This window comes from Streptomyces sp. NPDC088817 (genome assembly GCF_044750345.1).
In the GTDB taxonomy this organism is placed as follows: domain Bacteria; phylum Actinomycetota; class Actinomycetes; order Streptomycetales; family Streptomycetaceae; genus Streptomyces.
In genome coordinates this window covers 371443-386280 of sequence record NZ_JBIVJN010000005.1, presented here as the reverse complement: position 1 = coordinate 386280, position 14838 = coordinate 371443, and the positions used below count along the sequence as shown (strand labels likewise).

The following is a 14838-nucleotide window of genomic DNA, read 5'->3' as shown; positions in this document are numbered from 1 at the left end:
CCGATGACCTGTGTTGTTGCAGGTCAGGCAGGGGGCGTGCGCGCTCTGGAGGAGCGGTGTGACAGTCGTACCGGTGTCAACGGCAGACGGGTTATCCACAGATCATCAGCGTTTTCCCCAGGCTGCATGTGGAAATTTTCCCTGGCCTGTGGATAACTCAGCGGATAGTCGTGGGCAGAGCTGCGTTCACCGGGAGGACGACGTCACTTCCACTGCGTGGAGACGGCGAACCCGGCGGCGATGAAACCGAAGCCCACGACGATGTTCACGTTGCCGAGGGCCTCGATGGGCAGTGAGCCGTCGGTCACGTAGAAGACGACGATCCAGGCCAGTCCGACGAGGAACAGCGCCAGCATGACGGGCGCGACCCAGCCGCGGCCCTCCAGCTTGATGGTCGCCGCCTGCTTGGCGGGCGGCGGCGTGTAGTCGGCCTTCTTGCGGATACGTGACTTCGGCACGAGGGTCTCTCCTGTCGATGCGCTGGTGGCCGCGCAGGGAACTGGGCTGGCTCCGGAGCAGCGTACAAGGGCACACTGAGCACTCCCCCGGACGTCCGTTAGCGTAGTGCTTCCGCGGCGCCGAAGGAGATAAGGGTACGTTGACCAATTCCGCCGACTTCTCGGGGACGGGTGCCGGCCCGGCCCGCACGCGCCGCCCGAGACCCGTGCGGATCATGACCGTGGCCGTCTTCGCCCTCGCCGGGCTGATCTTCTTCACCAGCTTCAACACGGCCAAGGGCACCAACATCCGCACGGACACGTCCCTGCTGAAGCTGTCCGACCTCGTCCAGGAACGCAGCCGGAAGAACAAGGAGCTCGACGAGTCCAACGCCGCCCTGCGCGACGACATCGAGTCCCTCGCCGCGCGCGACGACGGCGGCAAGCCCCAGGACGGCAGGCTGACCGGCCTGGAGAGCAGCGCGGGCACGCGGAAGCTCACGGGCAGGGCGATCACGGTCACGCTCAACGACGCCCCGCCCGACGCCACCGCGAAGCTCCCCGGCTACCCCGAGCCGCAGCCCGACTACCTGGTGATCCACCAGCAGGACCTCCAGGCCGTGGTCAACGCGCTGTGGAACGGCGGCGCCCAGGGCATCAAGGTGATGGACCAGCGGCTGATCTCCACCAGCGCGGTGCGCTGCGTGGGCAACACGCTGATCCTCCAGGGCCGCGTCTACTCGCCGCCGTACAGCATCACGGCCGTCGGCGACCCGGCGAAGCTCCAGAAGGCGCTCGCGGACTCCCCGGCGATCCAGAACTACATGGTGTACGTCAACGTCTACGGCCTGGGCTGGAAGGTCACCGACGACGGAACGGCGACCCTGCCCGGCTACTCGGGCACGGTGGACCTGCACTACGCGAAGCCCGTGCAGTAGTCGTACTGGTGAACGGAACGGCCCGGTTCGCGTATCGGATCGACAAAGGGCCGTGCAAAACCGTGTCCGCGCTCGTTGAGGTGATCGACGCTGTTGCCACGTACGTCCGGGCACAGGCGGTTTCCGCACGGCTCACGGAGGCCGGGAAACCTCGGGCGCCGCGCCGTTAGTCTGGTGGCGTACGGCGTGAGTCTGGTGCCGTGGGAGACGGAAGGGACGGCATGTACGGCTGGATCTGGCGGCATCTGCCGGGGAACGCGTGGGTGAAGGCGCTGATCTCACTGGTGCTCGTCCTGGCCGTGGTCTACGCCCTGTTCCAGTACGTCTTCCCGTGGGCCGAACCGCTGCTTCCCTTCAACGATGTGACGGTGGACAACCAGTGAGTGCGCGGATTCTCGTCGTCGACAACTACGACAGCTTCGTCTTCAACCTGGTCCAGTACCTGTACCAGCTGGGGGCCGAGTGCGAGGTGCTGCGCAACGACGAGGTGTCGACGGCGTACGCGCATGGGGGCACCTCCCGCTCGAGCGCAGCCGAGAGCGGGGGAGGCTTCGACGGCGTGCTGCTCTCGCCGGGTCCGGGCACGCCCGAGCAGGCCGGCGTCTGCGTGGAGATGGTCCGGCACTGCGCCGCGACCGGTGTCCCCGTCTTCGGTGTGTGCCTGGGGATGCAGTCGATGCAGGTGGCCTACGGCGGCGTGGTGGACCGAGCGCCCGAGCTGCTGCACGGCAAGACCTCGCTGGTGGAGCACGAGGGCACGGGCGTCTTCGCGGGACTGCCCTCCCCCTTCACGGCGACCCGCTACCACTCCCTGGCCGCCGAGCCGGCGACCGTGCCCGACGAGCTGGTGGTCACGGCGCGCACGCACGACGGCATCATCATGGGCCTGCGGCACCGTGAACTCCCCGTCGAGGGCGTGCAGTTCCATCCCGAGTCGGTGCTGACCGAGCACGGGCACCGGATGCTGGCCAACTGGCTGGCGGAGTGCGGCGACGAGGAGGCCGTGGCGAGGTCGGCGGGGCTCGCCCCGGTGGTGGGCAGGGCCACGGCGTGACCGCGCTGCGCCCCGAGCGCGAGACGGACACCTCGTACGGGCAGCAGTCGTACGGGGCGCCGGACGCGTTCGAGGAGTGGTACGGCGTCGGGGCGCAGGGCGCGCCCCAGGACCCCTATGCCGCGTCCTACGGGCAGCCGGGGGCGGCGCCCCAGCAGAACGCGCGGAACACGGCCCCGCAGGGCGCGGCGGAGGTGCCGTACGGGTCCTCGGGCCACGCTACGGCGTATCCGCCTCCCGCCGACGACGAGACAATGGCGCTGCGGATCCCGGAACCGCCGCCTGGCGCGTCTTCCGCCACTCAGGCCCCCTCGCCCTCACCGGGCGGGCGCGCGGCCCGCAGAAAGGCCTCCAGGCGCCGTCACGGCCGTCGTGGGGCGACGGGCGGACCGCAGCCGGAGGAGGAGAGCCCGCCGGACTCGTCGGCGCCGCTGTCCCGGATGGAGGCGCGGCGGCAGGCGAGGGCGCGCAGGGCGAGCCCGGCCGTGATCGCCAGCCGGGTCGTCGGCGAGCTGTTCATCAGCACCGGCGTCGTGATGCTCCTCTTCGTCACCTACCAGTTGTGGTGGACGAACGTCCGGGCGCACGCGCAGGCGGGCAGCGAGGCGCACCAGCTCCAGGACGACTGGGCGAGCGGCAAGCGCAGCCCCGGGACGTTCGAGCCGGGGCAGGGCTTCGCCCTCCTGCACATCCCGAAGCTGGACGTGGTGGTGCCCGTCGCGGAGGGGACCAGCAAGGCGAACGTGCTGGACAAGGGCATGGTCGGGCACTACGGCAAGGGCGATCTCAACACGGCGATGCCGGACGCGAAGACGGGCAACTTCGGGCTGGCGGGCCACCGCAACACGCACGGTGAGCCGTTCCGGTACATCAACAAGCTCTCGCCGGGCGACGCGATCGTCGTGGAGACGCAGGACACGTACTTCGTCTACAAGATGGCGTCGATCCTGCCGGTGACCTCCCCGGCCAACATCAGCGTCCTCGATCCCGTTCCGCAGGGGTCGGGCTTCACCGGGCCCGGCCGTTACATCACGCTGACCACCTGCACCCCGGAGTTCACCAGCAAGTACCGGATGATCGTCTGGGGCAAGATGGTCGAGGAACGGCCGCGCAGCAAGGGCAAGCCGGATGCGCTCGTCAGTTAAAGGGCGGATGAACAGTGGCAGCGACCACGGACGACACGGCAGGGCACACCGACGGCCGCGAAGGGCACGGTGACGGGTCGGGCGCCGGCCGCGGGCGCCGCCGGGGGACCGGCCCGCTGGCCTTCGCCGTCAGCGTCTTCGGTGAGCTCCTGATCACGGCGGGGCTGGTCCTCGGCCTGTTCGTCGTCTACTCCCTGTGGTGGACGAACGTCCTGGCGGACCGCAAGGCCGACCGGGAGGGCGGCAAGGTCCGCGACGAGTGGGCCCAGTCCGCGCCCGGCGGGCCCGGAGCGCTGGACACCAAGGACGGGATCGGCTTCCTGCACGTGCCGTCCATGCACAACGGAGAGGTCCTGGTCGAGAAGGGCACGTCGACGGAGGTGCTCAACGACGGGGTGGCCGGCTACTACGTGGACCCCGTCAAGGCGACCCTTCCGACGTCCGGCAGGGCCGGCAACTTCACCCTCGCCGCGCACCGGGACGGTCACGGCGCGAAGTTCCACAACATCGACAAGGTGCGGGTGGGCGATCCGGTCGTCTTCGAGACCAAGGACGAGTGGTACGTCTACAAGGTCTACGACATCCTCCCGGAGACCTCCAAGTACAACGTCCGGGTCCTGTCCTCGGTCCCCGAGGAGTCGGGCGTCAAGAAGCCCGGCCACTACATCACCCTGACGACCTGCACGCCGGTGTACACCTCCCGCTACCGCTACGTGGTCTGGGGCGAGCTGGTCCGCACGGAGAAGGTCGACGCCCAGCGGACCCCGCCGGCGGAACTGCGCTGAGCCGACCCGGGTACGACGGAGCCCCGGCCCCCCTTGTCGGAGGGGAGCCGGGGCTCTGAGCGTCGGTGATCAGCCGCCGAAGAAGCCGCCGTTGCCTCTGTTGTTGCCTCCGTTACCGAAGGTGGTCAGCGTGATCTGGGTGTTGCCGGGGTCGTCGACCTCTTGGCCTTCGCCCGGATCCTGTTTGAAGACCACCGCGTTGTCGTCCTGGTTGCTGCCATCGGCGAACTGGACGTTGGTGAAGCCCTCTGCCGCGAGCATCTGCCTGGCTTCCGCCACCGTACGGCCGCGGACGTTGGGCACCCGCTTCTTCTGCTGCTGAAGCCTGCCGATCTGGATGTTGACGCTCGATCCCTTGTCGACCTGCTGGCCGATGGGCGGGACCGTCTGGACGACCTTGCCGTCCTGGTTGGGGTCCTCGGTCGGCACCTCACTGCATGTGCTGTTCAGGTTGCTGCCCTGAAGCAGCTGCTGGGCCTCCTGGCAGGTCTTGCCCGAGACGTCCGGAACCGCGACCTGCCTCTTCTCCGTGGCGACCGTGAGCGTGACGGTGGAGCCCTTCTCCACCTTCGTGTCGCCCTTGACGTCCTGGTCGATGACGACATCGGGATCCTGGTCCGACTCCTGGGTCTTCTTGTCGACCTTGAGGCCCAGATCCTCCAACTGGGACTGCGCCGCCTCGAAGCTCAGGCCGCGGACACTGGGAACCGTCACCTTCGGTGCCCCGGTCGACAGCACCAGTTTGACCGTTTCGCCCTTCTTCATGTCCTCACCGGACTTGAGGTCCTGCGAGCAGACCTTGCCCTTGGGCTGGTCGTCGCAGGTGTCCTGGGTGAAGGCCACTTCGATGCTGGCGTTCCTGGCCGACTCCCGGGCCTCGTTCTTCGTCTGGCCGACGAAGTTGGGCACCGGCACCTTGTCGTTGCTGGCGTTGTTGCCACTGAAGGCGTACATGCCGATGAAGATCGCGCCGACGAGGACCAGGAGGCCGGCGACGATCAGCATGATCGTCGAGGTGTTGGACTTCTTCTGACGGCGCCGGTCGGGGCGGTCGTCGTAGCCGTAGCCGCCGTCGTCCGGGTTCATGGGCGGCAGCATCGTCGTCGCGCCCGCGGCTCCGGCGTCGGAGCGCAGGGCGGTGGTCGGCTGGTCGTCGGGGTAGCCGCCGTAGCCGACCGCGCCCATGGCGGCCGTGGCCGCGACCGGCTGGCCGTCGAGGCAGGCCTCGATGTCGGCGCGCATCTCGTCGGCGGACTGGTAGCGGTAGTCGGGGTCCTTGACCAGCGCCCGCATCACGATCGCGTCCATCTCGGGCGTGATCTCGGGGTCGAAGACGCTCGGCGGCTGCGGCTCCTCGCGGACGTGCTGGTAGGCCACCGCGACCGGGGAGTCGCCCACGAAGGGCGGGCGGACCGTCAGCAGCTCGTAGAGCAGGCAACCCGTCGAGTAAAGGTCCGAGCGCGCGTCGACCTGCTCGCCTTTGGCCTGCTCGGGAGAGAGGTACTGGGCGGTGCCGATGACGGCCGCGGTCTGGGTCATGGTCATGCCGGAGTCGCCCATGGCGCGGGCGATGCCGAAGTCCATGACCTTGACCTGACCGTTGCGGGTCAGCATGACGTTGGCCGGCTTGATGTCGCGGTGGACGATGCCGCTGCGGTGGGCGTACTCCAGGCCCTGGAGGATGCCGATGGTCATCTCCATGGACCGCTCCGGCAGCAGCTTGCGGCCGCTGTGCAGCAGTTCACGGAGCGTGGAGCCGTCGACGTACTCCATCACGATGTACGGGATCGAGACCCCGTCGATGTAGTCCTCGCCCGTGTCGTAGACCGCGACGATCGCGGGATGGTTGAGCGAGGCGGCCGACTGGGCCTCCCGGCGGAACCGGGCCTGGAAGGAAGGGTCGCGCGCCAGGTCGGCGCGGAGCGTCTTCACCGCCACGGTGCGTCCCAGCCGGGTGTCATGCGCGAGGTACACCTCCGCCATGCCACCACGGCCGAGCACATGGCCCAGCTCGTACCGGCCGCCGAGGCGACGCGGCTCTTCCATAGCTACCTACCAGCCCTCTCCGTCGGTCCCGACCGGCACCCTTGTGCCGCCGGAGGCTGCTGTCCGGGCCTACCGTACCCGGCTCGCTCTGTGTGACCTGGCCAAGCCCGTCACCCGATACAGGACCGGTATCGCAACGTGCACCGATGTGAAGGGGACGTGACAGGGCTCACTGCCTGGCGCTGATGACCGCCTCCATGACGTCCTTCGCGATGGGCGCCGCAAGGCCGCCACCGGAGATGTCGTCGCGGTTGGCGTTGTTGTCCTCGACCACCACGGCCACGGCGACCGGCGAGCTGCCGTCGGCGAGCTTGGCGTAGGAGATGAACCAGGCGTACGGCTTCTCGCTGTTGTCGACGCCGTGCTGGGCGGTACCGGTCTTGCCGCCCACCGTGACGCCGTTGATCTTCGCGTTCTGGCCCGTGCCGTCCTTGACGACGGTCTCCATCATCGACTGGAGGATCTGGGCGTTCTGCGAGCTGAGCGGCCGGCTCAGTTCCTGCGGCTCCGTCTGCTCCAGGGTGTCCACGTTGGGCGACTGCAGCTTGTCGACCATGTACGGCTTCATCAGCTTGCCGTCGTTGGCGACGGCGGAGGCGACCATGGCCATCTGGAGCGGGGTGGCGGCGGTGTTGAACTGGCCGATGGAGGACAGGGCCGTCTGCGACGCGTTCATGTCGTCGGAGAACACCGAGGCGTTGCTGCGCACCGGCGTGAACTGCTCGCTGTCGAAGCCGAACTTCTTCGCCTCCTCGAGCATCTTGTCGTTGCCGAGGTCCGCGCCGATCTTGCCGAAGACGGTGTTGCAGGACACCCGCAGCGCCGTGCGCATGGTGGCGTTCTCGCAGGGGATGTTGCCCTCGTTCTGCAGCGGCGTCGTCGTGCCCGGCATGATCCACGGCAGCGGCGAGTTGGTGGCCTCGTCCGCCGACTTGTACAGGCCGTTCTCCAGCGCGGCGGCCGCGGTGACCACCTTGAAGGTGGAGCCCGGCGGGTAGGTCTCGCGCAGTGCCCGGTTCAGCATCGGGTCGTTGGGGTCGGCCGTCTTCTGGAGCTTGTTCCAGGCCTCGGCGTCCTTGTTGGAGCTGCCGGCGAACGACGACGGGTCGTAGGACGGGTAGGACGCCAGGGCGAGGATCTTGCCGGTGGCGGGGTCCAGGGCCACCGCGGCGCCCTTGCCGCCGACCTTCTTCAGGCCGTCGTAGGCGGCCTTCTGCGCGGCCGCGTTGAGCGTGGTGACCACGTTGCCGCCCTGTTTGGGCTTGCCGGTGATCATGTCCAGGGTGTTGCGGAAGAACAGCCGGTCGTCGTTGCCGGTGAGGATGCCGTCCTCGACGCTCTCCAGCTTGTCGGCGCCGTAGGACTGCGAGGCGAAGCCGGTGACGGGCGCCCACATGGGGCCGTTCTTGTACGTGCGCTTGTACTTGAGGTCGTTGAGCCCGTTGCTCTTGGTCTCGACCGACCCGGTGATCGGGTTGCCGCCGACGATGATGTCCCCGCGCGGGGTGGCGTAACGGGCGATGGTGACGCGGCGGTTGTGCTTGTCGTTCTTGAGGGTGTCCGCCTTGACGTACTGGATCCAGTTGTCACGGATGAGCAGGGTGAGGACGAGGAGACCGCAGAAGATCGCGATTCGGCGCAGGGGCTTGTTCACGGGCGGACCACCTGGGTCATCTCGGCGTCGGGGTTGGAGGCGGGCGCGGGTGCCGGTCTGCGGGCGGTGTCGCTGATCCGGATCAGGATGCCGATCAGGGCCCAGTTGGCGAGGACGGAGGAACCGCCGTACGCCAGGAAGGGCATCGTCATACCGGTCAGCGGGATGAGGCCCATCACACCGCCGGCCACGACGAAGACCTGGAGCGCGAAGGCGCCGGACAGGCCGACGGCGAGCAGCTTGCCGAAGGGGTCGCGGGCGGCCAGCGCGGTGCGCACGCCGCGTTCCACGATCAGGGCGTAGATCAGCAGGATGGCCATGAGGCCGGCCAGGCCCAGCTCCTCGCCGAAGGTGGCGAGGATGAAGTCGGAGTTGGCGGCGAACTTGATGAGGTCGGAGTGGCCCTGGCCGAGGCCGGAGCCGAGGGTGCCGCCGGAACCGAACGCCCAGAGCGCTTCCATGGACTGCTCGGAGTGGCCGCCGACGCCCTTCTGGCTGAGCGCGTACTCCTTCATCGGGTTGAGCCAGGCCTGGACGCGCTGCTGGACGTGCGGTTCGAAGCTGGCCACGCCGACGGCGCCGACGGCGGACATCAGCAGACCGAAGACGATCCAGCTGGTCCGCTCGGTGGCGACGTACAGCATGACGACGAACATGCCGAAGAACAGCAGCGAGGTGCCGAGGTCGGTCTCGAAGACCAGGATGAGGATCGACATCACCCAGACGACCAGGATGGGTCCGAGGTCACGGCCGCGGGGCAGGTACAGGCCCATGAAACGGCGGCTGGCCAGGGCGAGCGCGTCCCGCTTCACCATCAGGTAACCGGCGAAGAAGATGGCGAGCACGATCTTGGCGAACTCACCGGGCTGGATGGAGAATCCGGCGACCGAGATCCAGATCTTGGCGCCGTAGATGTTGGCGCCGAGGCCCGGTACGAGCGGCAGCAGCAGCAGGATCAGCGCGCCGACCATGGAGATGTAGGTGTAGCGCTGAAGGGCGCGGTGGTCCTTGAGGAAGATCATCACGACCACGAACAGGGCGATGCCCAGCGCCGTGTACAGCAGCTGCCGCGGCGCGGCCGTTCCCGCCTGGTCGATGGCCTGGAGCAGTTTCGACTGGTCCAGGCGCCAGATGACGACCAGTCCGAGCCCGTTCAGCAGCGTGGCCAGCGGCAGCAGCAGCGGGTCCGCGTACGGGGCGAACTTGCGGACGACGAGGTGCGCGACACCGGCCAGCAGACCGAGGCCCAGGCCGTAGCTGAGCAGGCCCGCGGGCACCTGGCTGTTGATGGCCAGGCCCACGTTGGCGTAGGCGAACACCGGGATGACGACGGCGAAGACCAGCAGCGCGAGCTCGGTGTTGCGGCGGCTGGGCGCGCCGATCGCGCCGATCGTGGACGTGTGGTGCGTCGACGGGTTGGTAGTGCTGCTCATCGTGTGACAGGGCCTCTCACGGCTTGCCTACTGCTTACCGCACAGCGAGACGACCTTCTGCTCTTCCTCCGAGAGAGTGGGGCCGGGGCTGGGAGTGGACGCGGTGGCGGACGTGGACGGGGAGGACGGGGACTTGGTCGTCGACGGGTTCGGCGCCGGCGTCGCCTTGGACGTGAAGGCGGTGCGGGTGGTTCCCGTGGTGCCGCCCGCCTGGCCCTCCTCCGCCTTGGCGCCGTTCTTGTCCTCGGCGGTGCGGCGCTGGGCCTGCTTCTTGCACGCGGAGGCCTGCACGGACAGCTCGTCGACCTTCTTCTGGGCGTTGGCCAGACCGCCCGCGGTGATCGTCGCTCTGACCTGCTGCTGCTGGTAGGGCGGCAGGTACTTGAGTTCGATCTCGGGGTGGTCGGTGTGGATCTTCGACAGCTTCAGCCACGCCAGGTCCTGGCTGATGCCCCGGTACAGGGCGACGTGCTCCTCGTTGGCGCCGACGAAGTACTGCGTCTGCGTCCAGCGGTAACCGCCGTAGAGGCCGCCGCCGAGGACCGCGAGCGTGAGCACGCTGTAGAAGGAGCGCTTGAGCCATCTGCGGCTCTTGCGCGGCTTGACGAAGTCGTCCTCGCCGTAGTCGCCCGCGGGGGCGTAGCCGGCGGTGTCGCCGCCGGATCCGGGCGGGCCGAACTCGCCGCCACCGCCGCCCTGTCCGGGCACCTGGCGGCCGAGGCCCGAGGCGCGTCCGGCGGGGGTCTGCATGATGCCGTTGTCGTGCAGGTGGTTCTGGTTCTCGGCGACCGCGCCGACCACGACCGGGGTGTCGGAGAGCTGCCCGGCGAGGGTGTCGCCGGTGTCCAGGTCGAGGACGTCGGCGACGATCACGGTGATGTTGTCGGGGCCGCCGCCGCGCAACGCGAACTGGATCAGTTCCTGCACGGTCTCCTGCGGGCCCTGGTAGCCGGCGAGGGTCTCCTCCATCGTCTGGTGGGAGACGACGCCGCTGAGGCCGTCGGAGCAGATCAGGTAGCGGTCACCGGCGCGCACCTCGCGGATGGACAGGTCGGGTTCGACGTGTTCGCCGCTGCCGAGGGCGCGCATGAGCAGCGCGCGCTGCGGGTGAGTGGTGGCCTCCTCCTCGGTGATGCGTCCCTCGTCGACGAGGCGCTGCACCCAGGTGTGGTCCTGCGTGATCTGGGTCAGCACGCCGTCGCGCAGGAGGTAGGCGCGCGAGTCGCCCACGTGCACCAGGCCGAGGCGCTGACCGGTCCACAGCAGGGCGGTGAGCGTGGTGCCCATGCCCTCCAGCTGCGGGTCCTCCTCGACCATGGCGCGCAGCTGGTCGTTGGCGCGCCGCACGGCGGTGCCGAGCGAGGTGAGGATGTCGGAGCCGGGGATGTCGTCGTCGAGGGCGACGATGGTGGAGATCACCTCGGAGGAGGCGACCTCGCCGGCGGCCTGGCCGCCCATTCCGTCGGCGATCGCGAGCAGCCGCGGTCCGGCGTAGCCGGAATCCTCGTTGCCCTCGCGGATCATGCCTTTGTGCGATCCGGCGGCGAAGCGCAGTGACAGACTCATGCGCACCTCGCCCGTCGGCTCCGGGTACATCCGCACGGTGCCCACCCTCCGGTCGGGAGCGCGCCGGGGCCCGGGGTGCCGGCCGCCGTTGCGTGCTCGCTCCGCTCGCTCATTAGTCGTATTACTTCCGCAGCTCGATGACGGTCTTGCCGATGCGGATCGGCGCGCCCAGCGGGATCGGTGTGGGGGTCGTCAGCCGGGTCCGGTCCAGGTATGTGCCGTTGGTGGATCCGAGGTCCTCGACGATCCACTGGCCGCCCTGGTCCGGGTAGATCCTGGCATGGCGGCTGGAGGCGTAGTCGTCGTCCAGCACGATCGTGGAGTCGTGCGCGCGGCCCAGGCTGATGGTCTGGCCCTGCAGCGCGACGGTGGTGCCGGTGAGGATGCCCTCGGTCACCACGAGTTTGCTGGGGGCGTTGCGACGCTGGCGGCCACCGCCCTGCTGACCGCGCTGCTGCGGCGGCGCCGCGGCCTGGCGCGCGGCCTGCTGCGGCCGGGCGGTCTCCCTGCGGGACCCCCGCTGGGTGACGCGCGTACCGAACAGGTCGCTGCGGATGACCTGCACGGCCACGATCACGAACAGCCACAGTACGGCCAGGAAACCCAGCCGCATGACCGTGAGGGTCAGCTCTGACATTGCCCCCGCTTCACCCTTCGGCTTGCCGGTAAATGATGGTGGTGCTGCCCACGACGATCCGCGAGCCGTCGCGGAGCGTAGCGCGGGTGGTGTGCTGCCCGTCCACCACGATGCCGTTGGTGGACCCGAGATCCTGGATCGTCGAGGGCGTTCCGGTCCGGATCTCGCAGTGCCGGCGGGAGACGCCGGGGTCGTCGATCCGCACGTCGGCCTCGGTGCTGCGGCCGAGCACGAGTGTCGGGCGGGAGATCTGGTGGCGGCTGCCGTTGATCTCGATCCAGTAGCGGGTGTGGCCGCCGGCCGCCGGGGCGGGCGCGGGGCGCTGGGCGGCCGGCGGGTAGCCGTAGCCGCCGGGGCGGGCGCCGGGCGGCGGCGCGGCCGGCATGGGGGGCGCCGCCGAGGGGCCCGCGGCGGGCGGGTAGCCGTATCCGCCGGGGGCGGCGGGACGGCCGGCCGGGCCGGCCGAGGGGGCCTGGGGCGCCTGCTGGCTGCTGGAGGAGGCGAGCGTGCGGCTGCGCACCCGGTACAGACCGGTGTCCAGGTCCTCGGCCTTCTCCAGGTGGACCTTGATCGGCCCCATGAAGGTGTAGCGCTGCTGCTTGGCGTAGTCGCGCACCATGCCGGCGAGCTCGTCGCCGAGCTGGCCGGAGTAGGGGCTCAGACGCTCGAAGTCGGGGGCGCTGAGCTCCACGATGAAGTCATTGGGTACGACGGTGCGGTCGCGGTTCCAGATCGTCGCGTTGTTGTCGCACTCGCGCTGGAGCGCACCCGCGATCTCCACGGGCTGGACCTCGGACTTGAAGACCTTGGCGAAGGTGCCGTTGACCAGACCTTCGAGACGCTGCTCGAACTTCTTCAGGACTCCCATGGGGCACCTCCTCCGTAGTTGCCGTCGCTGCGGGTCTTGCGGTCGTGCTGCGTATTGCTTGCCTGGTACTGCTTACTGATCGTATCCACGCGCCGGTGAATCGGCTGGTTCCCCCTGTCGGCCCTGTCGGCGGGTGTCGACGCCTGTCGCGTGCCCGGTGTCGCTCGGTACTTCTGCCCAGGATCGTAGAGGGGGTCGCAGACCAGTGTCCCGCACCCGGCGGCCGACCTTGCCCGGCTCCTGGGCAGACGGGTGTGACCGGTACGAGGTTGATACGTGAACGCGCGTCCCTCGATACGGAACGGGACTCTGTCCGGGTGGCGCCGTCCGGGGCCGGCGGGCCGCGTGGCGGGCGGGCCGGCCACGGCCGTTGCCGTGCGCCTGCCCTGGGGAAAGGGATGTGAATCCGCCGTCCGGGGCGTGCTAATGTTCTGCATGTCGGAAGGCGCCGGGCCCCCAGGGGAACGGAGCCGGAGGACACACCCAATGCGCGGGTGGCGGAATAGGCAGACGCGCTGGATTCAGGTTCCAGTGCCCGCAAGGGCGTGGGGGTTCAACTCCCCCCTCGCGCACCATGAGATACCGATGAACGGGTCTCCGCCAGTGACGGAAGTCACGGTGGGGCCCGTTTTTCGTTGTGCCGACGGATGTGAGGGAGCGCACACGTCGACCGGGTCCCGGCGCGTGAGGTATCTCACGTGATGGACCAGGGGTGTGCGAGGGTCGGGCGGCGCGGCCGTCGTGGCGGTGGGCCCGGGCGCGGCGCGCGGGGCACTAGTCTGGTCGGGTGACGACCCCGGAAGCTGAGCAGGGTGACGTCGCCGGGGCGGACCGGGCGACGTCCGAGGGCGCTTCGGCGCGGCCCGAGGAGCGGTTGGAGCGGGCCGTGCGGGCCGCCGAACAGGCGCTCATCGAGTTCGAGATCGCGGTGGAGACCTTCCGAGTGGAGGTCGAGAACTTCGCCCGGCTGCACGAGCAGAGACTCGGACCGCTCTACGCCCGGCTGGAGGAGCTGAAGGTACTCGCGGCCGAGGCCAGGGCCGCGCGCAGCGGTGACCCCGAGGACCTGCGCAAGGCGCAGGAGGCGCGGGCCGATCTGCAGCCGATCCCCGGGGTGGACGAGCTGCTGAACGGCTGGATGGACTCCGACGGGCTGTATCCGGAGGGCGTCGCGATGCTCACCGATCTGCCCGTGCGGCCCCCGCAGAAGGTGCGCCCCAGCGAGGAGGCCCGCCGGCTGTACCGCGAACTGGCCCGCAAGGCCCACCCGGACCTGGTGCAGGACGACGGCGAGCGCCAGCGGCGCGAGGACTTCCTCACCCGGGTCAACGCCGCCTACGCGCGTGGCGCCGAGGACGAGCTGCGGGAGCTGGGCGCGGAGTGGGAGGCCGGGCCGAAGCCCAAGGAGCGGCCGCCGAGCCGCAGCGAGGAGCTCTACGCCCGCCTCGAATGGCTCGCCCAGCGCAAGGAAGTGCTCACGCTGGTCGCCAAGGGCCTGGAGGACGGCGCGATCGCCGGGATGCTCCGGCTGGCCCCCGACGACCCGGACCGTCTCCTCGACGAGGTCGCCGAGCAGCTGCGCAAGGAGATCGCGGAGCGGGAGGCGGAGCTCGCCGGGCTGATGGGCCAGGAGTGACCCGTGTCACTCGTGCGTGACCGGGTGCCGGGTCCGTGCCGGATCCCTCCGGCGGGCTTCGGGTAGCGTCGCGGTATGCATTTCGGAGCTGGTGTGCCCACGGTCGGCGTTCAGGACCTCGAGGACGGCGACTTCCTGCTGGACGTCCGCGAGGACGACGAGTGGCGGGCGGGTCACGCCGAGGGGGCGCTGCACATCCCTCTGAGCGAGTTCGTGGCCCGGTACGGCGAACTGACCGAGGCGGCGCCCCAGGACGGGCGGGTCAATGTGATCTGCCGCTCCGGCGGGCGGTCGGCGCAGGTCGCGATGTACCTCGTCCAGCAGGGAGTTGACGCGGTGAACGTCGACGGCGGCATGCAGGTGTGGGCCGCCTCGGGCCGTCCCGTGGTGACCGACGAGGGGCAGCCCGGCCAGGTGGTGTGACCCCTTGACCACCCGGGGCCCGCGAGCCCGATGAATCCAGGGGTGCCTGACGGAGCGTCGGACACCGGGGGACGGGCGGACGTGCGTGAGAGCCCGGTACGCCCCGGGGGTGTGCCCGGAGGGCGGCCCTGAGTACCGTTCCGCTACGGCGCCGGGAAGCGGTGCGCGCGGCGGTACGGCGCCCCGCGGCCGGGCGGCGGCCGCGGGACGGACCGG

13 protein-coding genes, 1 tRNA gene and 1 pseudogene are annotated in these 14838 nt (G+C 69.6%); 8 read left to right on the top strand and 7 right to left on the bottom strand.

Translation table 11 applies throughout. The features are described 5' to 3' along the window. Window positions 1-203 precede the first annotated feature (203 nt). Entirely contained in the window at window positions 204-458 is a 255-nt protein-coding gene (gene crgA, locus ACIP4X_RS12385; protein ID WP_391459302.1) for a cell division protein CrgA, read from the bottom strand. Window positions 459-598: 140 nt separating this feature from the next. Here crgA and ACIP4X_RS12380 point away from each other — a divergent pair, with 140 nt between their 5' ends. The 5 genes and pseudogenes from ACIP4X_RS12380 (at window position 599) to ACIP4X_RS12360 (ending at window position 4359) form a co-directional block, all read left to right on the top strand. Next, complete coding sequence (locus tag ACIP4X_RS12380; protein WP_358733241.1) at window positions 599-1375, top strand: DUF881 domain-containing protein; 777 nt, start codon at window positions 599-601, stop codon at window positions 1373-1375. A 174-nt stretch (window positions 1376-1549) separates the two neighbouring features. Further along, window positions 1550-1758 (top strand): annotated as a pseudogene (locus ACIP4X_RS12375) (hypothetical protein). Next, window positions 1755-2429, top strand: a complete 675-nt coding sequence (locus ACIP4X_RS12370; protein ID WP_358733239.1) for an aminodeoxychorismate/anthranilate synthase component II — start codon at window positions 1755-1757, stop codon at window positions 2427-2429. The pseudogene ACIP4X_RS12375 and the gene ACIP4X_RS12370 overlap by 4 nt, the downstream one beginning before the upstream one ends. Further along, window positions 2426-3574, top strand: coding sequence for a class E sortase (locus ACIP4X_RS12365; protein WP_391459305.1), 1149 nt, complete (start codon window positions 2426-2428; stop codon window positions 3572-3574). The genes ACIP4X_RS12370 and ACIP4X_RS12365 overlap by 4 nt, the downstream gene beginning before the upstream one ends. A 14-nt stretch (window positions 3575-3588) precedes the next feature. Then, window positions 3589-4359: a class E sortase gene (locus ACIP4X_RS12360; protein ID WP_391459307.1), complete on the top strand. Its 771-nt coding sequence runs from the start codon at window positions 3589-3591 to the stop codon at window positions 4357-4359. Between the two features lie 69 nt (window positions 4360-4428). On the opposite strand, the gene pknB is transcribed toward ACIP4X_RS12360, so the two are convergent. The 6 genes from pknB to ACIP4X_RS12330 form a co-directional block, all read right to left on the bottom strand. Then, window positions 4429-6405: a Stk1 family PASTA domain-containing Ser/Thr kinase gene (pknB, locus tag ACIP4X_RS12355; protein WP_391459309.1), complete on the bottom strand. Its 1977-nt coding sequence runs from the start codon at window positions 6403-6405 to the stop codon at window positions 4429-4431. Window positions 6406-6574: 169 nt separating this feature from the next. Continuing rightward, on the bottom strand, window positions 6575-8059 hold the full coding sequence (locus ACIP4X_RS12350; protein ID WP_358733233.1) for a penicillin-binding protein 2: 1485 nt from the start codon (window positions 8057-8059) through the stop codon (window positions 6575-6577). Further along, the gene (locus tag ACIP4X_RS12345) at window positions 8056-9492 is read right to left on the bottom strand and encodes an FtsW/RodA/SpoVE family cell cycle protein (RefSeq protein ID WP_358733232.1); all 1437 of its coding nucleotides are present in this window, start codon (window positions 9490-9492) and stop codon (window positions 8056-8058) included. The genes ACIP4X_RS12350 and ACIP4X_RS12345 overlap by 4 nt, the downstream gene beginning before the upstream one ends. A gap of 27 nt (window positions 9493-9519) precedes the next feature. Further along, entirely contained in the window at window positions 9520-11058 is a 1539-nt protein-coding gene (locus ACIP4X_RS12340; protein ID WP_358733230.1) for a Stp1/IreP family PP2C-type Ser/Thr phosphatase, read from the bottom strand. 121 nt (window positions 11059-11179) lie between these two features. Continuing rightward, window positions 11180-11695 (bottom strand): FHA domain-containing protein, encoded by a 516-nt coding sequence (locus ACIP4X_RS12335; protein ID WP_358733228.1) that lies wholly within the window; start codon window positions 11693-11695, stop codon window positions 11180-11182. 10 nt (window positions 11696-11705) lie between these two features. Beyond that, the gene (locus ACIP4X_RS12330; RefSeq protein WP_391459313.1) at window positions 11706-12563 is read right to left on the bottom strand and encodes an FhaA domain-containing protein; all 858 of its coding nucleotides are present in this window, start codon (window positions 12561-12563) and stop codon (window positions 11706-11708) included. 488 nt (window positions 12564-13051) lie between these two features. On the opposite strand from ACIP4X_RS12330, the gene ACIP4X_RS12325 reads away from it, so the two are divergent. The 3 genes from ACIP4X_RS12325 to ACIP4X_RS12315 all read left to right on the top strand — a co-directional run bounded on the left by ACIP4X_RS12325 (window position 13052) and on the right by ACIP4X_RS12315 (window position 14622). Continuing rightward, window positions 13052-13138, top strand: a tRNA-Leu gene (locus ACIP4X_RS12325). Between the two features lie 212 nt (window positions 13139-13350). Continuing rightward, window positions 13351-14199: a hypothetical protein gene (locus ACIP4X_RS12320; protein WP_401348064.1), complete on the top strand. Its 849-nt coding sequence runs from the start codon at window positions 13351-13353 to the stop codon at window positions 14197-14199. 93 nt (window positions 14200-14292) lie between these two features. Then, entirely contained in the window at window positions 14293-14622 is a 330-nt protein-coding gene (locus ACIP4X_RS12315; RefSeq protein ID WP_358733304.1) for a rhodanese-like domain-containing protein, read from the top strand. Window positions 14623-14838 lie beyond the last annotated feature (216 nt).

Excerpts from the sequence above, each read along its gene's own strand:
- ACIP4X_RS12340 (WP_358733230.1), bottom strand. The coding sequence starts at position 11,058 with ATGAGTCTGTCACTGCGCTTCGCCGCCGGATCGCACAAAGGCATGATC.
- ACIP4X_RS12330 (WP_391459313.1), bottom strand. The coding sequence starts at position 12,563 with ATGGGAGTCCTGAAGAAGTTCGAGCAGCGTCTCGAAGGTCTGGTCAAC.
- ACIP4X_RS12345 (WP_358733232.1), bottom strand. The coding sequence starts at position 9,492 with ATGAGCAGCACTACCAACCCGTCGACGCACCACACGTCCACGATCGGC.
- pknB (WP_391459309.1), bottom strand. The coding sequence starts at position 6,405 with ATGGAAGAGCCGCGTCGCCTCGGCGGCCGGTACGAGCTGGGCCATGTG.
- ACIP4X_RS12335 (WP_358733228.1), bottom strand. The coding sequence starts at position 11,695 with ATGTCAGAGCTGACCCTCACGGTCATGCGGCTGGGTTTCCTGGCCGTA.